We start from the raw sequence: 20,828 nt of genomic DNA, 5'->3' as shown, positions 1-20,828 counted from the left end.
TCAGGCCTCCGCGCCGATGCCGCCGATGCAGGCATATTTGAGTTCGGTGAATTCGAGGATGCCGTGATGCGAGCCCTCGCGCGAATTGCCGCTTTCCTTGACGCCGCCGAAGGGTGCCAGTTCCGTCGAGATCAGCCCGGTGTTGATGCCGACCATGCCGAATTCGAGCCGCTCCATCATGCGGAACACCCGCGCCGAATCCCTGGTGAAGACATAGGCGGCGAGGCCGGTCTCGGTGGCGTTCGCGGCCGAAAGCACCTCGGCCTCGGTCTCGAAGCGAAACACCGGCGCCAGCGGGCCGAAGGTTTCGTCCTCAGCCAAAAGCATGTCGGAGGCAGCGCCGGTGATGACTGTCGGCTCGAAGAAGGTGCCGCCAAGCGCGTGGCGCCTGCCGCCGACAGCGATCTCAGCGCCCTTGGCGACGGCGTCGGCGATATGCGCCTCGACCTTGGCGACCGCACGTTCCGAGATCAGCGGACCCTGGACGACGCCGTCGTCGAAGCCGCATCCGATGCGCAGCTGTTTCACCCGCTCGGTCAGCCTGGCGACGAAGACGTCATGGACGGCAGACTGGACGTAGATGCGGTTGGTGCAGACGCAGGTCTGGCCGGAATTCCGGAATTTCGAGGCCATCGCCCCGTCGACGGCCGCATCGACATCGGCGTCGTCGAAGACGATGAAGGGGGCATTGCCGCCAAGCTCGAGCGCGACGCGTTTGACCGTGCCGGCCGCCTGCCGCATCAAAAGCTTGCCTGTCGGCGTCGAGCCGGTGAAGCCGACGAGCCGGACGGCGGGATGCGAGGTCAGCACGCCGCCGATGGCGACCGCATCGCCTGTCACGACGTTGAAGCTGCCGGCGGGGAAGCCGGCGCGGCGGGCCAGTTCGGCCAGGGCAAGGGCGGTCAGCGGCGTTTCCGGCGCCGGCTTGACCACGACGGTGCAGCCCGCCGCAAGCGCTGGGGCGACCTTGCGGGTGATCATCGCGGCCGGAAAATTCCACGGCGTGATCGCAGCGATCACGCCGAGCGGCTGGCGCTGCACCAGGATACGCGCATCGGCGCGGTGCGACGGCAGGATCTCGCCGGCGATGCGCTTGGCCTCCTCGGCATAGAATTCGACATAGGACGCGGCATAGTCGATCTCGCCGAGCGCCTCGGCCAGCGGCTTGCCCTGTTCGCTGGTCAGGATGGTCGCAAGATCGGTGCGTGCGGCCACGATCATTTCGAACCAGCGGCGCAGGATTGTCGAACGCTCCTTGGCCGTTCTGGCTGCCCAGGGCCTGAATGCCCTGGACGCGGCCTCGACAGCATGGGTGGCCGCATCCGCGCCAAGATTGGGGACGTGGGCGATGGTGGCGCCGGAGGCCGGATCGGTGACGGGGGTGTCACCGGACCCGACATAATCGCCGTCGATGAAGGCCTGCGTCTTAAGCAGGCCCTTGTCTTCGAGAGTGCGCATGACGGCTCCTAGGCGTTGGCGGAGACGAGGGCGCGTTCGAGGAGGTCCAGCCCCTCCTTGAGCTGCGCATCGGAAATGGTCAGCGGGCAGAGCAGGCGGATGGTGTTGCCGAAGACGCCGCATGACAAAAGCACCAGCCCGTGGCCGAGCGCTGCCTGCACGACCTTCTTCGTCGTCTCGGCATCCGGCGTATTGGTGCCGCGCTGTGTCACGATGTCGAAGGCGACCATCGCGCCGGGGCCGCGGATCGACGCCATCGGCACGGCGTCGTTGCGCTGCGACATCCGCTCCAGTGCAGCGTGCATCGTCGCGCCGATCTCATTGGCGCGGGCGACAAGGCCTTCGTCCTCGATGACGTCGAGAACCGCAAGTGCGGCGGCGCAGGCGATCGGGCTGCCGGCATAGGTGCCGCCCAGCCCGCCCGGTTCGACAGCATCCATGAGCGCTGCACGCCCGATGACACCCGACAGCGGGAAGCCGCCGCCGAGCGCCTTGGCGACCGTGATGATGTCGGGTTCGATGCCGGAATGTTCGATGCCGAACATCTTTCCGGTGCGCGCAAATCCCGTCTGCACCTCGTCGGCGATCAGCACGATGCCGTGCGTGTCGCAAATCTTGCGGAGTTCCGCCAGAAGCTCGGTCGGGGCCGGCCAGAAGCCGCCTTCGCCCTGGACCGGTTCGACGATGATCGCAGCCACGTCGGATGGCGCGATGTCGGTGCGGAACAGAAGCTGCAGCGCGCGTACGGAATCCGCGACGTCGACATCGAGTGGCGTTGCCGGGAACGGGACGTGATAGACGCCGGCCGGCGAAATGCCGAACTTCTGCTTGTAGGGCGCAACCTTGCCGGTCAGCGCCATGGTCATCGCCGTGCGGCCGTGAAAACTGCCGGCAAAGGCGATGATGCCGGGACGCCCGGTCGCCGCCTTGGCGATCTTGACGGCGTTTTCGACAGCTTCGGCGCCGGTCGAAAACAGAAGGGATTTTGCCTCGCCGGAGAACGGCGCCAGCGCGTTCAGGCGCTCGCACAGCGCGACATAGGGTTCGTAGGGCACGACCTGGAATGCGGTGTGGGTGTAGGCGTCGAGCTGCTCCTTTGCGGCGGCGATCACCCTGGGATGACGGTGGCCGGTGTTGAGCACCGCGATGCCGGCGGCGAAATCGATGTAGCGGCGGCCCTCCATATCCCAGATCTCGGCGCCTTCCGCCTTGCCGGCAAAGACGGGAAAGGCCGTGGCGACGCCGCGCGCGACTGCCGCGGTACGACGGGCCTGCAAGGTGGTGTTGTTTGTCATGGGGTCGATGCTCCGCACAATTTTCGCCGGCAACCTAGCGACAGTTCTTTGCAAGCAGTGCGCGATTGATTTAGATGCTGTGGTGCTTCCTGTGCACCACTCGATTTCGAAAGACAGCCAGTGGCTACCGAACTCCGCAGACGCCGCCCCACCGAACGGAGCGAGCAGCTCATGCCGCCATTGCAGATGGTCCGTGCCTTCGAGGCGGCGGGTCGCATGGGCTCGATGCGGAAGGCAGCTGACGACCTCGGTGTCAGCCACTCGGTGGTCAGCCGCCATGTCAGGAATCTCGAATTCTGGATGGCGGTCAAACTTGTCACTTCCAGCCCGCGCGGGCTTCGCCTCACCCGCGAGGGTGAAATCTTCCATGCCGCCGTTTCAACGGCTTTCGAGCTCATCGCGACGACGACCGAGGAGCTTCGCCCGCCGTCGCATCGGCGCAGCCTGCGGCTGTGGTGCATGCCCGGCCTCGCCACGCGCTGGCTCGGGCCGAGGCTGCCGCAGATTCAGCAGATGCTGGGAGAGACCGAGATCGTGCTGCGCGCGATCGACCGCTTGCCTGACTTTTCCGTCGGCGAAGCGGAAGTGATGGTCGGCTATGGAAAGCCGCAGGACATGCCGATGGGAGCGAGTGAACTCGTAAGCCCCCGCATGTTTCCAGTCGTCAGCCGGGATTGGCTTGCGGCGACGGGTCCGGTCGAGCGCGTCGACGAGCTGGCACGCGCACCGCTGATCCACGAAGAAAACCGCCAGCAATGGGCCGACTGGTTTCGCGCCGCCGGCGTCCATCACGATGCCTTGCGCGGTCCGCGCCTGTGGGACGCGAGCCTTGGCTTCGAAGCCGCGCTCGCCGGCCAGGGCGTGGCGCTGGCGACACGCCTGATCGCCGGCGACGAAATGGCTAGGGGACGTCTGGTCGAGCTGTTCGACACCGACATCCGATTGGGCGCCTATTTTTTCATCGCCGCACCGTCCCGCCGCAAGGACAGGGCGATCCGCAAGCTGCATGACTGGCTTTTGGACGAATTGACACGCTCGGAGGCTGCCGCAGCGTCTTCAGGCAGCTAGTGCCTGAAAGGGCATTGCTGTCTTTCAACAGCCTGAAACCATACCCCCAAAGAGGGACTCCGCAGCGCCGAGATCCCTGGCAATGGACGGCGCTTCCTTTGGTGCCTAACGTTGGGCACCCAGTATGGAGAAGAGCAGATGACATACAGGTCCATGAAGACTGCGGTCGCGGCGCTCCTTGCCGGGGGCATGGTCGCGGTGCCGGCGGCACTGGCGGAGCCGATGGTCCTGACCAATGCCAAGGTTCACACCGTGAACCCGAACGCGCCGTCGGCCGAGGCCGTCGCCATCGACGACAACGGCGTCATCCTGGCGGTCGGGTCCGAAGAGGAGGCGATGGCCGCCGCGGGCAAGAATGCCGATGTCGTCGACCTCCAGGGCATGATGTTGCTGCCCGGCTTCCAGGATGCCCACATGCATCTGATCGAAGCCGGCGTGAACGAGATCCTGTGCGAGTTCGAGCCGTTCGACAAGCTCGACGGCACGCTCGCCACGGTCGAGGACTGCATCAAGTCGAGCAAGACCGAATGGGTGCTTGGCTCGGGCGTCAGCATGACCAATCTGCTCGACCAGAGCGACAATCCGATTGCCCTGCTGGACGAGATCTCGCCTGACCGGCCGGTGCTGATCCTCGACGACATCGGCCATGGCGCCTGGGCCAATTCGGCGGCGATGCGTGCCGCAGGTTACGACACGATGGCCAAGGATCCGCCCGGCGGCATCATCCTGCGCGATAAGAAGACAGGCAAGCCGAACGGAGTGGTGCTGGAGAATGCCCAGCAGAAGCTGCGCAACCTGGCCTTCCCCGACACGCCTGAAAATGTCGAATTCGCTTATGAAAGCCTGTTGCCGACGCTGGAAACGGTGGCCGAGAACGGCATCACTTCGGTCAGCGATGCCGGCGGTTTCTGGCCGCAGGGCCACATCAAGGTCTGGCAGAAGGCGGTCGCCAACGACACGCTGACGGTGCGTGCGTCGAATGCGCTCTACGTCTATCCCGATCTGCCTTTCGACGAGCAGATGGCTTCGCTGAAGCAGCTCTATTCCAACGATCCCACCAGCCTGCTGCGCTTCAACCAGGCCAAGATCTATGTCGACGGCATCCTCGAGCAGCGCACCGGCGCGGTGCTCCAGCCCTATCTTAAGGGCGCCGGCATCGACCATGGTTATGACAGCGGTTTCCTCTATTTCGACGTCGACACGCTGGACCGCTATTCCAGCGAGCTGTCGAAGGCGGGGTTCCAACTGCACTACCATGTCACCGGCGATCGTGGCGCGCGCCTGGCGCTCGATGCCATCGAGCAGTCCGATCCCAAGCCCGGCCCGCACCGCCTGACCCACCTCTATCTGCTCGACAAGGCGGATTTCCCCCGCTTCAAGCAACTCGGCGTGGTGGCCGATTTCCAGCTCGCGCCGAGTTCGCTCGACCCCGCCTACAACACGTTCATCCGCCAGTTCATCGGCGACCGCGCCGACCACATGATGCCGGCGGGCACGCTGGCAAAGATGGGCGCTGACGTGGTGATGAGCAGCGATTTCGATGCCGACGAGCTGTCGCCGCTGGTCAAGATCCAGGCGGCGGTGGCGCGCAAGGCAGACGGCGCGCCCGACGTCGCCACCGCCATCGAATGGATGACCATCAATCCGGCGCGGCTGCTGCACCAGGACAAGACCACCGGCTCGATCGAGGTCGGCAAATCAGCCGATCTCGTCGTCGTCGACCGCGACATCACAGAGATCCCGGTCAAGCAGATCGGCAAGGCCAAGGTGGTGGCGACGCTTTTGCAAGGCGAGGCGGTCTACGATCCGGACAAGATGTTCGACGAATAATCCTACCCCGGAGCGGATGGCGACGACGCGTCCGCTCCGGATACCATCTTTGGGGGACTTTGCCGCGACAGCGTCGGCGGCTTCTGTGGCCGCGAACAATTTCGCGAGGTTTCCCCCGATGTCCACCGCCACAACAGCCCATTGGCACGCCATAGCCGAAACCCTGGTCCCCGAGACACGGCTTTTGATCGATGGCAGGTTTTGCAATGCTGTCGGCGCCGGGCGGCTTGCCTCCTTCAACCCGACATCAGGCAGGCCCGTGGCCGAGCTCGCCTGCGGCACATCGGAAGATATCGAGCTGGCGGCCGACATCGCCGAGCGCCGCTTCCGCCAGGGCGTCTGGTCGCGCATGGCGCTGCGCGATCGCATGGCGGTGATGCTGCGCCTTGCCGATCTGGTTGAAGTCAATGCCGCCACCTTCGCCGCGCTCGACACGCTTGAGATGGGCAAGCCGATCAGCGAGATGCTGTCGATCGACGTGCCCGGCAGCGTGCTCGCCATCCGCTACCTCGCCGAATGCATCGACAAGATCGGCGGCAGCTGTCCGACCACCAACTCGGATGCGCTGCATTACATGCTGCGCCAGCCGCTCGGCGTCGTCGGCTGCATCACGCCGTGGAACTATCCGCTGATGATGGCCGCCTGGAAGGTCGCGCCGGCGCTGGCGGCCGGCAACAGCGTCGTGCTCAAGCCGGCGGAAGACGCCTCGCTGAGCGCCATCCTGCTCGGCAAGCTGTTTCTCGAGGCCGGCGGCCCCGACGGCGTCTTCAACGTCGTGCCGGGCAGGGGCGATGTCGCCGGCAAGGCGCTGGCCCTGTCCGACAAGGTGCACAAGATCGCCTTCACCGGCTCAACCGGCGTCGGCCGGCTGATGTACAGATATTCCGCAGATTCCAACCTCAAGAAGGTTTCGGCCGAGCTCGGCGGCAAGTCGCCCCAGATCATTCTCGACGATGCGGCCGACCTGCAGAAGGTGGCCGACTGGGTGGTCGGCGGCATCTATGGCAACCAGGGCGAGGTCTGCAGCGCCGGCTCGCGCATCCTGGTCGGCGGCAAGCGTCACGACGAATTCGTCGAGCTCTTTGCGCAGACGGCGAGGACGAAATTCCGACCCGGCGATCCGCTCGATCCGGCAACGACGATGGGGCCGCTGGTCAACCGGGCGCATCAGAAGAAAGTGCTCGGTTTCATCGACATAGCTGCGGAAGAGGGCGCGACGCGGGCGCTCGGCGGCGAGGCGCATCTGGAGCGGCCCGACGGCTGCTTCGTCTCGCCGACGCTGTTCACCGGCGTTCGCCCCGAGATGAGCATTGCCAGCCAGGAAATCTTCGGCCCGGTTGCGGCGGTCATCCGCCACGACGGGCTGGCCAATGCGGTGGCGATCGCCAACGACACGCCCTACGGCCTGGCCGCCGGCATCTGGACCAACGACCTCAACAGCGCGCACGCGATCGCCCGCGACCTGGAATGCGGCATGGTTTGGGTCAACGGCTACATGAACGGCGACATGAGCCAGCCCTGGGGCGGCTGGAAAGCCTCGGGGCAGGGCCGGGACAAGGCGATCGAGGCGCTGCTCGAGAACACACAAATGAAGTCCGTCTGGGTCACGTTGAACAGCTAGCTCAACAGGTGGTCGCAGGCGGCGCATCCGGCCCCCGCCTGCGGCGTGTCGGCCGGTAACCCTTAAAGGTGATTTGCGAGCGGGCCTGGTTCCGACAAGGTCGAGCTGGACCGGGCCTGGGCCGACCCGTCGAAGGGGGTGGCAAAGTCCCCCTGTGCCGTCGTCCCGGCACGGACACTCTGACTTTTGTTCAACCAAGGTATCGCAGATGACCATTCTCGAAAGTGCCAGCGCCTGGGCAATGGACCGCGCACATGTGCTCCATCCCTACACCGATTTCTCGACCTTCGCCGAAGAGGGCAGCCAGATCATCGAAAAGGCCAGTGGCATGTATGTCACTGACAGCGATGGCCGCCGCATCCTCGACGGCATCGCCGGGCTCTGGTGCGTCAACATCGGCCATGGGCGCGAGGAAATGGCCGAGGCGATCGCCCGCCAGGTCATAGACATGGACTATTACAACCCGTTCGGCCATTCGTCGAACGTGCCGGCGGCAAAGCTGGCGCACTGGCTGGCCACGAATTCTCCCGGCAATCTCAGCCACGTCTATTACAGCTGCGGCGGCTCGACCGCCAACGACGCCGCCATCCGCCTGGTGCACTACTACTTCTCGATGAAGGGGCAGCACCGGAAGAAGAAGATCATCTCGCGGGTCAACGGCTATCACGGCGCGACCTATGTCGCGGCCAGCCTGACCGGCATCCACGGCACCAAGATCGGCTTCGACCGCATCGGCGAGGACTTCATCCACCACGTCTCTGCCGCCGACCTCTATTCCAGGCCGCGCGACATGAGCGAGGCGGATTATTGCGATTTCCTCGTCAACGAGTTCGAGAACCGCATCCTGCAGCTCGGCCCCGATACTGTCGCGGCCTTCATCGCCGAGCCGATCATGGGCGCCGGCGGCGTGCTGGTCGCCCCCGATGGCTACCACCGGCGCATCTACGAGGTCTGCAAGCGCTACGGCATGCTCTACATCGCCGACGAGGTGGTGACCGCCTTTGGCCGCCTCGGCGAATGGTTTGCGTCCGAAAAACTGTTCGGCTACGCGCCCGACATCCTCGTCTGCGCCAAGGGCATCACCTCGGGCTACATCCCGCTGGGCGCGACGCTGATCTCGTCCGAGATTTACGAGGTGATCAGCCGCCCGCAATGCGAGGGCGGCCTGTTTTCGATGGGATTGACCTATTTCGGCCACCCGGTCGCCTGTGCCGCGGCACTGAAGAACATCGAGATCATGGAGCGCGAGAACCTGCTTGCCAACGCCCGCAGCGCCGGCGCCCATCTGCAGGCGGCTGCCGCATCGCTGATCAACCTGCCTGTCGTCGGCGACGTCAGGGGCAGTCATCTGATGCTGGGCATCGAACTGGTCGCCGACAAGGGCACCAGGGCGCCGCTGCCGAAGGCGGTGGAGATCGCCCGGTCGTGCCTGGAGCGCGGTGTCATGGTCCGGCCGATCGGCAACAAGATCGTCGTCTCGCCGCCCATCACCATCGACAAGGACCAGTGCGACACGATCGTCTCGGCGATCAACGACAGCATCCTCGAATTCGCATCCGGCCGCTGAGCCAGGGAGGGCACAATGCGGAAACTCACAGTGGCTGCGACGCAGATGGCGTGCAGCTGGGATATTGGCGACAACATCGCGAAAGCGGAGGTGCTGGTGCGCCAGGCTGCGCGCGACGGCGCCCAGATCATTCTGCTGCAGGAGCTGTTCCAGACGCCCTATTTCTGCCTGGAGCAGAAGTTCACCCACTACAACCTGGCCCGGACCCTTGAGGAGGACCGTGCCATCCAGCATTTTCGCCGCGTCGCAGTCGAGCTCGAAGTGGTGCTGCCGATCTCCTATTTCGAGAAGGCGGGCACTGCCAACTACAACTCGCTGGCGATCATCGACGCCGACGGCTCGATCCTGACCAACTACCGCAAGACCCACATTCCCCAGGCGCCGGGTTATGAGGAGAAGTTCTACTTCTCTCCCGGCGACACGGGGTTCCAGGTCGTCCAGACCCGCTATGCCCGCCTCGGCTGCGGCATCTGCTGGGACCAGTGGTTCCCGGAGACGGCGCGGTCGCTGTCGTTGCTCGGCGCCGAGGTGCTGATGTTCCCGACCGCGATCGGCGCCGAAAAGGCCAATCCGGCGCTCGATTCCGCCGGCCACTGGCGCCGCACCATGCAGGGCCACGCGGCGGCGAACATCATTCCCGTCATCGCTTCCAACCGCGTCGGCACCGAGACCGACGGCGCCACCAGCTCGACCTTCTACGGCACGTCTTTTGCCGCCGACCACACCGGCGCCATTGTTGCCGACGCCAACCGCACTGACGAGACCTTCCTCGTCGCCGCGTTCGATCTCGACGAGATCGAGGCCTACCGCCAGGCCTGGGGCATCTATCGCGACCGCCGCCCCGAAATGTACGGCGCGCTGCGCACCCTGGATGGCCGCACCACCATCGCCGGCTGAGTACCCCCCGTCCTCCCAAGGACGAACGGCGTGGCCGCCCTGCGGTCACGCCGTTTTCTTTTTTGCGCGGGACTTTGGCGAAGGACGGTGTTCGCCGGGTCCGGCCGGCTGCGATGTGCGGCGCGGATGCGTGGCAGTTGGGATCTGCCGCAGGGACAAACGTCAGACATGGACCAGACGAGGGTCCGCCAAGGGCAACAAAAAACCGGGCCGCTTGCGGCCCGGTCTCGATAAGCTCTGGCGGGACGAATGATGCTAGACGCCGGTCTCGCCCGCGCCGAGTGAAGGATCGAGATAATCGCGCAGACTGTCGCCGAGCAGGTTGAAGCCGACGGCGACCAGGGCGATCGCTGCCCCGGGAAACACCCCGAGCCACCAGGCGCGCGGCTGTTGCGCCAGGGAATCGAAGATCATCGCCCCCCATTCCGGTGCCGGCGGCTGGGCGCCCAGGCCGAGGAAGGACAGGCCTGACGAGGCCAGCATGACAAAGCCGACATCGCTGGTCAGCTGCACCAGCACCAGCGGCCAGACCATCGGCAAGAGCGTGACGAAAATGAGATAGGTCCGGCTGGCACCGAGCGCGCGGGCTGCGGAGACGAATTCCTGCTCCTTCAGCGACAGTACCCGGCTGCGGATGATGCGCGCATACCAGGGCCAGAACACAGCGGCCAGCGCTGTCATCGTCGGCCCCATGCCGCCGCCGAAGGTAGCGGCGATGGCAGCCGCCAGGATGAGGGCGGGGAAGGCCAGGAACAGGTCGGTCACCCGCATCAGAATCTCGTCGACAAGGCCGCCGAAGAAGCCGGCGACGAGGCCGACCGTGGTCCCGATGACAGCGGCAACCGCCAGCACCACCACCGAGATCGACATGGTGATCCAGGCGCCGCCGACGATGCGGGCGAGCGTGTCGCGGCCGATCTTGTCGGTGCCCATCCAGTGGTCGAAGGACGGCGCCTTCAGCGACGCCGCGATGTTCATCTTGAGCGGACTGTAGCTGGTCAGGGTGAAACCGAACACATGGGCGGCAAACGACGCCAGCGACATCGCCACCACGAAGCCGACGATGACGACGGCGATCGTGCTCTGCGGCGAGGACTGGGCAAAAGTGACGATGCCGCGAAGCGCTGATACCACGACGCGGAAACGCCCGGAGGTGAAGGCAGGCTGCTCGGTGCTGGTCATCACTGTCATTTCAGTTCCACCCGGGGATCGAGGAACGCGTAGCTGAGGTCGACGATCAGGTTGATGAGGATGTAGGCCGCCGACACCACAAGCGTGATCGCCATGATCGCGTTGTAGTCGGAGCCGGCGATAGCGTCGGCGGTGTAGCGGCCGAGCCCGGGCAGGTTGAAGATCAGCTCGACCAGCACCGCCCCCGAAATCATCAGGCCCATATTGAGCCCGAACACGGTGACGATCGGCAGCAGGCTGTTGGCGAGTGCGTGGCGCAGATAGACCTTGAACGGTGGGATGCCTTTGGCCCTGGCGGTGCGGATGTAGTCGGCCGACAGCACTTCCAGCATCGTCGTCCGCACGACGCGGATGATGATGGCGGTCGAGGGAATGGCGAGCACGAAGACCGGCAGGATCATGTGATGCAGCGCGTCGGCAAACAGGTCCGGCCGACCGGCCAGCAGGCTGTCCAGACTGAGGAAACCCGTGACTTGCGGCGGCATGGCGACGCCCGTCGACAGCCGTCCGCCGAAGGGCAGGATGCCGAGCACGGAAAAGAACAGCAGCTGGCAGATCAGTCCGGTCCAGAAGTCCGGCACCGACAGGCCGAACACCGAGACGGCACGCACCGAGGCGTCGGCCTTGCCTCCTGATCTGACCGCGGCAACGATCCCGAGCGCCACACCGCAGGCAAGGCTGAGCAGTGACGCCAGGATCACCAGCTCGACCGTCGCCGGAAAGAAGGTCAGGATGTCGGTCGAGATCGGCCGCCGCGTGATGATCGACTTGCCGAAGTCACCTTCTGCAATACCGGAGACGTAGTTGGTGAACTGCTGGATCAACGGCAGGTCGAGCCCGAGCTGGGCCCGGACCGCGGCCACGGCCTCCGGGCCGGCGCGGGCGCCGGCGACGAGACGCGCCGGATCGCCCGGCAGGATGCGGGCCAGCGCGAAGGTCATCACCAGCACACCGGTGAGCAGGACGGCGGTCGAAATGAAACGTCTGATAGCGAAACGCAGCATCGGCTCGCCTCCGCGTCAGGCGGAGCGCGAGAGGTTGTACATGTCGAGCGTGGCGACATAGATCGGGTTGTTGACCATGCCCAGGATGTCGCGACGGGCGATGAACTGGGTCCGCTCCTGCTGGATCGGCAGCCATGCCGGGTCGTCCGATGTCAGGATTTCGGCCAGTTTCCTGACCTTGGCGGCCTGCTCGCCGTCGATGATCTTCTGCCTGAGTTCGCCGATCAGCTTGGTCGCCTCGGCATTGGAATAGCGGCCGGCATTGCCGTTGGCGGCCTTGGTTTCGCCGCTGAACAGGCTCCAGGCGTAGCTGTAGGGGTGGTTCACGTTCGGCCACCAGGAAAAATAGAACAGGTCGGCGCGCTGGTCCGCCGGGGCGTCGCCGAAGAAATCGTCGAGGAAGGCGCTGAACGACTTTTCCTGGAGATTGAGCGTGATGCCGAGCTCGCCCAGCCAGCCCTGCAGCAACTGGCATTCAGTGTCGCCGAAGCCGGCATAATAGGTGATCGTCAGCTCGCTGCCGGCAGGGAAATTCGCCTCTTCCAAAAGCGCCTTCGCCTTTTCCAGGTCGAACGGACGGAGATAGGCGGTGTCGTCGAGACCCTGCATCTGCATCGGGAAGACCGAGCGCGGCTTGTCGGCGGTGCCGAGCACCACGTCGCGCAGATAGGCATCGTGATCGAAGGCGTGGCAGATCGCCTGGCGGATGCGCTTGTCGGCCAGCTTGCCGTCGGTCGCAAAGACCACATATTGCAGGGTTGCAGTCAACGTATCGCTGACCACGAAGCGCGGATCGTTCTTCAGGTCGACGATGTCCTGCGGCTCCATGCGGAGCGCGATGTCGGCTTCGCCGGCTTCGAGCAACTGCCGGCGCGTCGCCGAGACGGGGATGGTCTTGGTGATGATCCGTTCGAAATGCGGATGGTCCCAGCCGCCATGGAAGTCTTCCGACCTGACATAGGTGATGTCCTGGCCCGGATTGAACGCTTCGACCCGGTAGGGGCCCGAGCCGACCGGATGCGATTGCAGGAACTCGGTTCCGACGTCCTCGGGGCCTTTCGAGTTCTTCTCGGCAGCCGTCGGGCTGGCGATCCAGAAGCCATATTGCGACGACACTTCGACATCGAAGAAGGGCCGCGCTTCGGTGAATTTGAATTCGAGCGTGCGGGCGTCCCTGGCTGTCAGCTGCGTGTCGGGATCGGCGATCTGCCAGGCGACGCCGAGGCCGCTCGGATGCTTGATCGTGCGGGTGATCGCTGCCTTGACCGCTGCCGCGTCGCAGGCGGTGCCGTCATGGAACTTGACGTTCTCGGCGAGTTCGAACGTCCAGGTCATCTTGTCCTCGGAAGAGGTGACCGCGCTTGCCAGCGAGCCCTTGACCTTGCTGGTCTCCGCGCCGTCGAGCACGGTCAGCGTTTCGTAGACCGGCCTGAGGCCATAGGCCCATTCGACATTGGTGGCGGGGTCGAGATTTTCCACCGTCGCATCGACGACGACGACGAGGCTCCTGGGATCGCGATTGCCGATCGGCAGCTCGGGTGCGCCAGCCAGCGATATCGGCACGCGGCCGATCGTGGCCAGGCCGAACGCCGCTGCGCCAGCCAGGAAGTGGCGCCTGGGCAGCCGGAATTGCAGATCGTGGTTGGACGCGCCGCCCCGCTTGATGCCGTCGTCGGTCATGTCTTTGGCTCCCATTGTTCTTGATGATGCGTCGGCTTGCGGACGCTGTTTGTTCCCCTCGCATCTTTTTTGCATGGCGGTTCCCTGTCGATACCCCGAAAGGGGCACTACGCGGGCCTGCCCAACTGTACGAACGTTCGTCCGGTCGAAGCCTGGATGCGGTCGGCAGCGGTCTTTGAACTGCTTGAACAGATGGTGAGGTGGACGTCTCTTGGCCCTGCTCGAAGTGCAATATCTTTCAGTCAGCCTGGGTGGCTCGAGCAGCGGGGCGACGATCGTCGAAGACCTCAGCCTGTCGCTCGAAAAAGGCCATTCGATCGGCATCGTCGGCGAAAGCGGCTCCGGCAAGAGCACGGCCGCCCTGTCGATCATGGGTCTGCTGCGCCACAGCAGGCAGATCAGGACATCGGGCGACGTTCTGTTTCAGGGCCGCAATCTGCTGGAAATGGGCGGCAGCGAACTGCGCTCGGTCCAGGGCTCCAGCATCGCGATGATCTTCCAGGACCCCTCCAGCAGCCTCAATCCGGTGATCCCGGTTGGCGACCAGATCGCCGAATGTATTCGCACCCACAGCCGGCTGTCGGCCAAGCAGGTGCAGGCTGAGGTCATCGACGCCTTGCGCCGGGTCGGCATGCCCGATCCGCCTGTCACCATGCGGCGCTATCCGCATCAGCTGAGCGGCGGCCAGCGCCAGCGCATCCTGATCGCCATGGCGATCGCGCTTCGGCCGCAGCTGATCATCGCCGACGAGCCGACGACGGCGCTCGACCTGACCATCCAGGCGCAGATCCTCAGGCTGTTGAAACGGCTGACGGCGGAAATGGGCACGTCTCTGCTTCTCATCACCCATGATTTCGGCGTCGTTTCGGAGATGACCGAAAAGCTGATCGTGCTCTATGCCGGCCGCATTGTCGAAGCCGGCGAGACCAGGCATGTGCTGCGGCAGCCTGCGCATCCCTACACCAGGGCGCTGTTGAAGGCGCACCCGTCGCTGGACGACAAGGTCGCCGATCTCGAACCGATCCCAGGCTCTCCGCCCAGCATCAGGCAGCGGCCGAGCGGCTGCGCGTTCAGGCTTCGCTGTCCACAAGCAAGCGAGATCTGCGCAGCCGCGAAACCGGCATTGACCGCCCTTGATGACGGCGACCACCGGGCTGCGTGCCACAAGCTTGGCTACGACAAGGGAAGGGGCCCGTCATGAACAACGCCGCTGTCGCCGCTGCGTCCACCGCCGCTGCACCGCTGCTCGAGGTCGAGCGGCTCTGTGTCGAGTTCAGAAGCTCCGCCCCGCAGAAACTGTTCGGCAAGCCGACGACCTTCCGTGCCCTCGACGGCATCGACCTGACCTTGCGCCGGGGCGAGACATTGGGGCTGATCGGCGAGTCGGGCAGCGGCAAGTCGACGCTTGGCCGCGCCATCATGGGCCTGACGCGCAGCTCTTCCGGCACCATCCGCTTTCAAGGCGACGACATCGCCCAGCTGTCGCCGAAGGCGCGAAAACCCTATCTGCGCAACCTGCAGATGGTCTTCCAGGATCCCTATTCGTCATTGCATCCGCGCCAGACCATCGCACGCTCGCTGGAGGAGCCGCTGCGCATCCAGGGCACCGTCGACAAGGCGAAGCGTAGGGAGCGGGTCGTCGATCTGCTGCACAGGGTAGGCCTGCAGCGTTCCCATGCCGAGCTCTATCCGCTCAACCTCAGCGGCGGCCAGCGCCAGCGCGTCGCCATCGCGCGCGCCATTGCCAACGATCCGGAGCTGATCATCGCCGACGAGCCGGTCAGCGCGCTCGACGTCTCGATCCAGGCCCAGATCCTCAACCTGCTGCGTGACCTGCAGCGGGAGAGCGGCATGACGATGCTGTTCATCTCGCACGACCTGTCGGTGGTGCGGCATCTCTGCGACCGCATCGCCGTGATGTATCTCGGCCGGGTCGTCGAGGTCGGCCCGACGGAAGAGGTCATCACGCGTCCGAAACACCCTTACACCGCAGCGTTGCTTTCGGCCGCGCCGCGTGTCCACCGCAACGAGGACGAGGCGTCGCCGACCAGGTGCATCCAGCTCGAAGGCGATATTCCGAGCCACGCGCGCATGCCGACAGGATGCGCCTTCCACACCCGCTGCTGGCTCTACAACCAGCTCGGCAAGCCCGCGACTTGCCGCGAAGAAGCGCCGACCCTGGCTTCGGACGTCGACGGGCACCAGGTGCGTTGTGCCTATTCCGAACGTGTCTCGGATGGTGTTTCCACGGCCTGACCTGCCGAAGAATCCCGGTCTGCCTCGCGCACCAGCCAGTCCCACAGCGCCGTAATCTCGGGACGGCGCAAATGGCGTGGATGGGCGACCAGCATGAAGGGTTTGGCAGCGGCCATGCCGCGGTCGCCGACCAGCACCAGTTCGCCTCTGGCCAGGCGCTCGCGGGCGAAGCTGAGGCTGCCGAGGCAGACGCCGAAACCGCGCGCGGCGGCGTCCAGCATCAGACCGGAATCCGAAAAATTCAGGCCCTTGACCAGATCGCTGCGGTCCAGCCCGCCGGCAAGGAACCATTTCTGCCAGTCGCCTTCGCTTTCGCCGTGCAGCATCGGCCATTCGAGCAAGGTGGTTGCGTCGACGACTGAAGGCATTTGCTGGCGCAGCGACGGCGAACACATCGGCCACACCGTATCGGTGAACAGCGCAACCGAGACCATGCCCTCCCAGTTTCCACGCCCCCGCGCCACCATGATGTCGATCTCGGCCTCGGCAAGGTTCATGTCGCGCTCGGTGGTGAACAGCCATGGCTCCATGTCGGGGTGATCGGCTTTCAGCTTCGCCAGGCGCGGCATGTACCAGCCGGCGGCAAAGGCCGGCGGCATGGCCAGCACGATCGATCCGGGCTTGGTGTAGAATCCGAGCCTGCGCACGCCGAGGCGCAAGGTCTCGAGCGCATTGGCCACCGTCGTCTGGAAGTCACGTCCGGCATCGGTCAGCTCGACACGCCGGTTGAGGCGCTTGAACAGCGGCTGTCCGAGATGCTCCTCCAGCGCCCGCACCTGATGGCTGATCGCCGACTGGGTCATGTTCAGCTCGTCCGCCGCCAGCGAGAAACTCTCCAGCCGGGCAGCCGCCTCGAAGCCCGCCAATGCCGCCATCGGGGGCAGGTTTCGGTACGGGTTCACATGAAGATTGCTCATCTAAAACCTGAAGGATTCGCGTTTGTGGTCGCCACATCGGCAGATTACCTATGATCCTATCTCATTTGGTTGGAACTGCGAGCTCCATCGATGAGGAGAATTCATTAAATCAGGGGTAGATAATGCGAGTTGCAGACAACGTGGTTACACCGAAGCAGTCCGGATTTCGGATGCCCGCGGAGTGGGAGCGTCACGAACGCACATGGATGATGTGGCCGACGCGCGTTGGCTTCTGGGACGACATCGCCGCCACCAAGCGCGACTATGTCGCTGTCGCCCATGCCATCAGGGAGTTCGAACCGGTAACCGTGGCTGTTCGGCCTGAGGATGCTGCCGAGGCCCGTTCCATGCTTGGCCGCGACATCAGCCTTGCTGTCACGCCGATCGACGATTCCTGGGCCCGCGACGCAGGTCCGTGCTTCCTCGTGAACGATCAAGGCAAGCGCGCCGGCGTGAACTTCAGGTTCAACGCCTGGGGTGGCAAGTATCACCCGCACGACAATGACGACGCCTTCGCAGCCTTCGCCATCCAGCAGGCCGACGCCAAGATCTTCACGTCGAAGCTGGTCGCCGAAGGCGGCGGCGTCACGGTCGACGGTGAAGGCACCATCATCACCACCGAAAGCTGCTTTCCGAACCTGAACCGCAATCCCGCCATGACGCGCGGGGAAATCGAACGCGAGCTCAAGGAAATGTTGGGCGGCGACAAGGTGATCTGGCTTCCGGGCAACGTCGAGGAAACCGAAACGGACGGCCATGTCGACGGCATTGCGGTGTTTGTCGCGCCAGGGGTCGTGCTGATCGAGGGTGCTGAAGATCCGGCATCGCCGTGGCGGGACATCAATCTGGCGAACATCGCGGCACTCGAAGGCCAGACCGATGCCAAGGGGCGGCGGATCAAGATCGTCACCGTTCCCGAGGCTCTCGAGGCCGTATCGATCGGCGATCGTTTCTGCAGGTCCTATGTCAATTCCTACCTGGTGAATGGCGGCGTGATCATGCCGCACTATGGCGTCCGCAGCGACGACATCGTGCGCGAGACGTTCGAGGCGCTGTTTCCTGACCGTCGGGTGCGTCAGGTGTCGATCAACAACATCGCGGTTGGCGGTGGTGGCATCCACTGCATCACCCAGCAGGAGCCCGCAGCATGAACGCGACCACCGACCTCAACGCCTTGTTCGCCATGGGCAAGACCCCTGGCGAACTCGGCTTCGTCATGCCGATAGAAACCAGCACGCATGCCTGCTGCTGGATGGCCTGGCCGCATGACGATCATCCCGATGCGTGGGGCCGCACCGTCAGCGCGGTGCAGCGGGCCTTCGTCCGTGTCGCCACCGCAATCAGCCGCTTCGAACCGGTTCGGGTGGTTGCCCATCCGGAAGTCGCGGCCGATGCCCGCAGGGCTCTGCCTGCCAACATCGATGTCGTCGGCATCCCGCAGGACGACATCTGGTTTCGCGATACCGGCCCGTTGTTCGTGAAGAACAGCGACAACCAGCTTGTTGCCTCCAATCTTGTCTTCAACAACTGGGGCGGCAAGTTCCATGACAACGAGGCCGTCGATGACGCCGGCGTCGGCGCAGCACTTGCCCGTCATCTTTCCGTTCCGCTCTATGCCTCGCCGTTGTGTGGCGAGGGCGGTGGCATCCATGTCGACGGCGATGGCACGGCGATCACCACCGAGACCTGCCTGCTCAACGCCAACCGCAACGCCGGCATGTCGCGGAAGGATGTCGAAAATGAGCTTTTCCATGCGCTCGGCGTGCGCAAGGTGATCTGGTTGCCCGGTGATGACGGCGAGTGGATCACCGACGGCCACATCGACGGCATGATGACGATCTGCGCGCCTGGCAAGGTGATCTTCGAGAACAATCCGGATTCTTCGAATCCGCGCCATGAGGTGTGCCAGGAAAACCTGCGTGCTTTGCGTGCCCAGACTGATGCCAAGGGCAGGGCGTTCGATATCGGGCTGATCGAAGAGGCCCATATGGTCGAGGCCGCGAACGATCACACGGCGCTGTCATACGTCAACGCCTACATCGCCAATGGCGGGGTCGTCATGCCGGGCTTCAACACGCCCACTGACGACGCGGCCAGGCACATCTTCGAGCGGGGCTTTCCCGGTCGTGAGATCGTCCAGGTGGAGATCCTCGACATCTGCCCCGCGGGCGGCGGGATCCATTGCATCACCCAGCAACAGCCTGCATAGAGGGAGCATGCCGATCGACCTCAAGCCGACGCCTGAAACGCATGGAGCCGTGCACGGGCAAGCTCGTGACGAGGCATTGCCGGGGCTGATCGACGACAAGGTCATCGCCGCGATCGCCGAAGCGATCGCGGCTGTCGGCACGGCGGACTTTCCCCGGGCGATCGCCGCCCTGTGCCTGAAGGCCTCGCATTTCGACAGCGCCTTCATCTGCGCCTTCTTCACCGGCGACAAGCCGCTGCCGCTCTATAGTGACCTGAGCGACGAGCAGGACCGGCGGATCATCGTCCCTTATGTCGGCTCGGCCTACCTGCTCGATCCGTTCTACGATCTTTTCAAGCAGAATGTCGGCGACCGCGTCGTCGGGTTGAACGAGTGTTCACCCGACGATTTCCGCTCGTCGGATTATTATCGAATGTTCTACGCCGATACCGATCTCAACGACGAGATGGGGGTGTTCGTCAGGCTCGGCACCGACGCCAGCATCCTGATGTCGCTTGGCGTGCGCGACGACCGACTCGACCTGTCCCAGCGGTCGAAGTCGACGTTGGAGGCGCTGCTCGGCGTGATTGCCAATCTTTGCCGGCAGCATTGGCCTCGGCTGGCCCCGAGCCCGCAAGCCGGTTCCAGTCGACGCGACAACCATCTCGAAAAGGCCTTCGAGATGTTCGCCACCTCGATGCTCAGCAACCGCGAAAGCGAGATCGTGCGGCTGATCCTGAAAGGCCATTCGAGCAAGTCGATGGCCCGGGTGCTCGGCAACAGCCCGGAGACCGTCAAGGTCCACCGCAAGCGCATCTATGCCAAGATGGGCATCACCTCGCAGGGCGAGCTGTTCTCCATCTTCCTGCGCGCGCTGTCCTGCATGCCGCCGGAGGGGCAGGACGATCCGCTATCCTATCTCGAGGATTTTGCGCCCGCGCCGAGATAGGGCGGGCTAGCGTAGCTGGAACGTTTCCGCTTTTCTTCGAATCGCGGAAACCTCTCATCTTCTTGTTTCTGCGCAATTCCGGACGGAAAACCGCGGCACACTTGTCCCGGAATTGCTCTAGCTCGGTGTCGAATAGCGGTGCCGCACAAGCGCGCGGACGATGATCACTGCTGCCGTGATGACCACCATGACGACCGAGATCGAGGCCACGACCGGGTCGACGTCGAGACGCAGATTGTCCCAGATGCGCTTGGGCAAGGTGACGACCTCGATGCCGCTGGTGAACAGGGTCACCGTGCTCTCTTCCCAGGACAGGATGAAGGTCAGGAACCACGCCGACAGCATGCCGCCCCGGAGGTTCGGCAGCACCACCAGGAAGATGGTCTGCAAGGTCGAGGCGCCGAGATTGCGGGCGGCCAGCTCGAGGTTGCGGTCGAGCCTGGCAAAGGCGCTCAGCATGGCGACGACGGCAAAGGGCAAGGTCATGATGGCGTGGCCGATGACGAGGCCTGTCATCGTGTCGAGCAGCCTGAGCTTGGCGAGCAGGAAGTAGAGGATGATCGCCGAGGTCACCGGCGGCACCACCATCGGCAGCAGCGCGAAGCCGACGAGAACCGCGGCACCGCGCGGCCGGCGGAACCACAGCCCCAGCCCGAACATCGTGGCGAGCACGGTGGCAAGCAGGCTGGCGGCAAGTGCTATGGACAGGCTGGTGCCGATGCTGGACAGCCAGACGCCGTCCTCGAACAGCGCGCGGTAGTGGCGCAGCGACAAGCCGCCGTCGGGCATCGACAGGAAACGCTTGGGGGTGAAGGAAACGGGAATGACCGCAATGAGCGGCAAGAGCAAAAAGGCTGCCGCGAGATAGGCGACTGCGCCGCCGAGTTTCGAACGTCCGAACATGATC

17 protein-coding genes are annotated in these 20,828 nt (G+C 64.5%); 10 read left to right on the top strand and 7 right to left on the bottom strand.

Annotation, left to right across the window (positions count from 1 at the left end; genetic code table 11):
- Together SLT36_RS19720 and gabT are read right to left on the bottom strand one after the other, a co-directional pair.
- Positions 1-1,458 (bottom strand): NAD-dependent succinate-semialdehyde dehydrogenase, encoded by a 1,458-nt coding sequence (locus SLT36_RS19720; protein ID WP_432284042.1) that lies wholly within the window; start codon positions 1,456-1,458, stop codon positions 1-3.
- An 8-nt stretch (positions 1,459-1,466) separates the two neighbouring features.
- Positions 1,467-2,753, bottom strand: a complete 1,287-nt coding sequence (gene gabT, locus SLT36_RS19715; RefSeq protein WP_432284041.1) for a 4-aminobutyrate--2-oxoglutarate transaminase — start codon at positions 2,751-2,753, stop codon at positions 1,467-1,469.
- Between the two features lie 171 nt (positions 2,754-2,924).
- On the opposite strand from gabT, the gene SLT36_RS19710 reads away from it, so the two are divergent.
- The 5 genes from SLT36_RS19710 to aguB all read left to right on the top strand — a co-directional run bounded on the left by SLT36_RS19710 (position 2,925) and on the right by aguB (position 9,736).
- A complete protein-coding gene (locus SLT36_RS19710) occupies positions 2,925-3,821 on the top strand; it encodes a LysR substrate-binding domain-containing protein (RefSeq protein WP_432284040.1) in 897 nt (298 codons plus the stop codon).
- Positions 3,822-3,959: 138 nt separating this feature from the next.
- Entirely contained in the window at positions 3,960-5,651 is a 1,692-nt protein-coding gene (locus SLT36_RS19705) for an amidohydrolase (RefSeq protein WP_432284039.1), read from the top strand.
- Positions 5,652-5,769: 118 nt separating this feature from the next.
- On the top strand, positions 5,770-7,272 hold the full coding sequence (locus SLT36_RS19700) for an aldehyde dehydrogenase family protein (protein WP_432284038.1): 1,503 nt from the start codon (positions 5,770-5,772) through the stop codon (positions 7,270-7,272).
- A gap of 208 nt (positions 7,273-7,480) precedes the next feature.
- Positions 7,481-8,839, top strand: a complete 1,359-nt coding sequence (locus SLT36_RS19695) for an aminotransferase (protein ID WP_432284037.1) — start codon at positions 7,481-7,483, stop codon at positions 8,837-8,839.
- Between the two features lie 15 nt (positions 8,840-8,854).
- Entirely contained in the window at positions 8,855-9,736 is an 882-nt protein-coding gene (gene aguB / locus SLT36_RS19690; protein WP_432284036.1) for an N-carbamoylputrescine amidase, read from the top strand.
- Positions 9,737-9,991: 255 nt separating this feature from the next.
- Here the strand turns inward: aguB and SLT36_RS19685 are convergent, their stop codons facing one another.
- Genes SLT36_RS19685 through SLT36_RS19675 form a run of 3 tightly spaced genes read right to left on the bottom strand, consistent with a single transcriptional unit; the run spans position 9,992 to position 13,611 of the window.
- Positions 9,992-10,927 carry an ABC transporter permease gene (locus tag SLT36_RS19685; RefSeq protein WP_432284035.1) on the bottom strand — a complete coding sequence of 312 codons (936 nt, stop codon included), beginning with the start codon at positions 10,925-10,927 and terminating at the stop codon, positions 9,992-9,994.
- Complete coding sequence (locus tag SLT36_RS19680) at positions 10,924-11,931, bottom strand: ABC transporter permease (RefSeq protein ID WP_432284034.1); 1,008 nt, start codon at positions 11,929-11,931, stop codon at positions 10,924-10,926. Before SLT36_RS19680 ends, SLT36_RS19685 begins: the two co-directional genes overlap by 4 nt.
- Positions 11,932-11,946: 15 nt before the next feature.
- Positions 11,947-13,611, bottom strand: coding sequence for an ABC transporter substrate-binding protein (locus SLT36_RS19675; protein ID WP_432284033.1), 1,665 nt, complete (start codon positions 13,609-13,611; stop codon positions 11,947-11,949).
- A gap of 211 nt (positions 13,612-13,822) precedes the next feature.
- Between SLT36_RS19675 and SLT36_RS19670 the strand changes: the two genes are divergently transcribed.
- A complete protein-coding gene (locus SLT36_RS19670; protein WP_432284032.1) occupies positions 13,823-14,812 on the top strand; it encodes an ABC transporter ATP-binding protein in 990 nt (329 codons plus the stop codon).
- Positions 14,809-15,867, top strand: a complete 1,059-nt coding sequence (locus SLT36_RS19665) for an ABC transporter ATP-binding protein (RefSeq protein WP_432284031.1) — start codon at positions 14,809-14,811, stop codon at positions 15,865-15,867. Before SLT36_RS19670 ends, SLT36_RS19665 begins: the two co-directional genes overlap by 4 nt.
- On the opposite strand, the gene SLT36_RS19660 is transcribed toward SLT36_RS19665, so the two are convergent.
- Positions 15,828-16,784 carry a LysR substrate-binding domain-containing protein gene (locus tag SLT36_RS19660; protein ID WP_432284030.1) on the bottom strand — a complete coding sequence of 319 codons (957 nt, stop codon included), beginning with the start codon at positions 16,782-16,784 and terminating at the stop codon, positions 15,828-15,830. The two genes, SLT36_RS19665 and SLT36_RS19660, sit on opposite strands and share 40 nt — an antisense overlap.
- Before the next feature lie 170 nt (positions 16,785-16,954).
- Here SLT36_RS19660 and SLT36_RS19655 point away from each other — a divergent pair, with 170 nt between their 5' ends.
- The 3 genes from SLT36_RS19655 to SLT36_RS19645 are packed head-to-tail and all read left to right on the top strand — an operon-like array spanning position 16,955 to position 19,921.
- Positions 16,955-17,935: an agmatine deiminase family protein gene (locus SLT36_RS19655; RefSeq protein WP_432284029.1), complete on the top strand. Its 981-nt coding sequence runs from the start codon at positions 16,955-16,957 to the stop codon at positions 17,933-17,935.
- Positions 17,932-18,993, top strand: a complete 1,062-nt coding sequence (locus tag SLT36_RS19650) for an agmatine deiminase family protein (RefSeq protein WP_432284028.1) — start codon at positions 17,932-17,934, stop codon at positions 18,991-18,993. The genes SLT36_RS19655 and SLT36_RS19650 overlap by 4 nt, the downstream gene beginning before the upstream one ends.
- A gap of 7 nt (positions 18,994-19,000) precedes the next feature.
- Entirely contained in the window at positions 19,001-19,921 is a 921-nt protein-coding gene (locus tag SLT36_RS19645; protein WP_432284027.1) for a helix-turn-helix transcriptional regulator, read from the top strand.
- Positions 19,922-20,038: 117 nt separating this feature from the next.
- Here SLT36_RS19645 and SLT36_RS19640 read toward each other — a convergent pair whose 3' ends face one another.
- Positions 20,039-20,824 (bottom strand): ABC transporter permease, encoded by a 786-nt coding sequence (locus tag SLT36_RS19640; protein ID WP_432284026.1) that lies wholly within the window; start codon positions 20,822-20,824, stop codon positions 20,039-20,041.
- Positions 20,825-20,828: the final 4 nt, after the last annotated feature.

It is taken from the genome of Aminobacter sp. BA135 (genome assembly GCF_050859125.1).
GTDB lineage: Bacteria > Pseudomonadota > Alphaproteobacteria > Rhizobiales > Rhizobiaceae > Aminobacter > Aminobacter ciceronei.
This window is presented reverse-complemented; position numbering and strand designations above follow the sequence as displayed.

What these genes read in the sequence shown, in the direction of transcription:
- SLT36_RS19680 (WP_432284034.1), bottom strand. Translation starts at nt 11,931, where the DNA reads ATGCTGCGTTTCGCTATCAGACGTTTCATTTCGACCGCCGTCCTGCTC.
- SLT36_RS19660 (WP_432284030.1), bottom strand. Translation starts at nt 16,784, where the DNA reads ATGAGCAATCTTCATGTGAACCCGTACCGAAACCTGCCCCCGATGGCG.
- SLT36_RS19665 (WP_432284031.1), top strand. Translation starts at nt 14,809, where the DNA reads ATGAACAACGCCGCTGTCGCCGCTGCGTCCACCGCCGCTGCACCGCTG.
- SLT36_RS19650 (WP_432284028.1), top strand. Translation starts at nt 17,932, where the DNA reads ATGAACGCGACCACCGACCTCAACGCCTTGTTCGCCATGGGCAAGACC.
- SLT36_RS19685 (WP_432284035.1), bottom strand. Translation starts at nt 10,927, where the DNA reads ATGACAGTGATGACCAGCACCGAGCAGCCTGCCTTCACCTCCGGGCGT.
- SLT36_RS19645 (WP_432284027.1), top strand. Translation starts at nt 19,001, where the DNA reads ATGCCGATCGACCTCAAGCCGACGCCTGAAACGCATGGAGCCGTGCAC.
- SLT36_RS19720 (WP_432284042.1), bottom strand. Translation starts at nt 1,458, where the DNA reads ATGCGCACTCTCGAAGACAAGGGCCTGCTTAAGACGCAGGCCTTCATC.
- aguB (WP_432284036.1), top strand. Translation starts at nt 8,855, where the DNA reads ATGCGGAAACTCACAGTGGCTGCGACGCAGATGGCGTGCAGCTGGGAT.
- SLT36_RS19710 (WP_432284040.1), top strand. Translation starts at nt 2,925, where the DNA reads ATGCCGCCATTGCAGATGGTCCGTGCCTTCGAGGCGGCGGGTCGCATG.
- gabT (WP_432284041.1), bottom strand. Translation starts at nt 2,753, where the DNA reads ATGACAAACAACACCACCTTGCAGGCCCGTCGTACCGCGGCAGTCGCG.
- SLT36_RS19675 (WP_432284033.1), bottom strand. Translation starts at nt 13,611, where the DNA reads ATGACCGACGACGGCATCAAGCGGGGCGGCGCGTCCAACCACGATCTG.
- SLT36_RS19705 (WP_432284039.1), top strand. Translation starts at nt 3,960, where the DNA reads ATGACATACAGGTCCATGAAGACTGCGGTCGCGGCGCTCCTTGCCGGG.
- SLT36_RS19640 (WP_432284026.1), bottom strand. Translation starts at nt 20,824, where the DNA reads ATGTTCGGACGTTCGAAACTCGGCGGCGCAGTCGCCTATCTCGCGGCA.
- SLT36_RS19695 (WP_432284037.1), top strand. Translation starts at nt 7,481, where the DNA reads ATGACCATTCTCGAAAGTGCCAGCGCCTGGGCAATGGACCGCGCACAT.
- SLT36_RS19700 (WP_432284038.1), top strand. Translation starts at nt 5,770, where the DNA reads ATGTCCACCGCCACAACAGCCCATTGGCACGCCATAGCCGAAACCCTG.
- SLT36_RS19655 (WP_432284029.1), top strand. Translation starts at nt 16,955, where the DNA reads ATGCCCGCGGAGTGGGAGCGTCACGAACGCACATGGATGATGTGGCCG.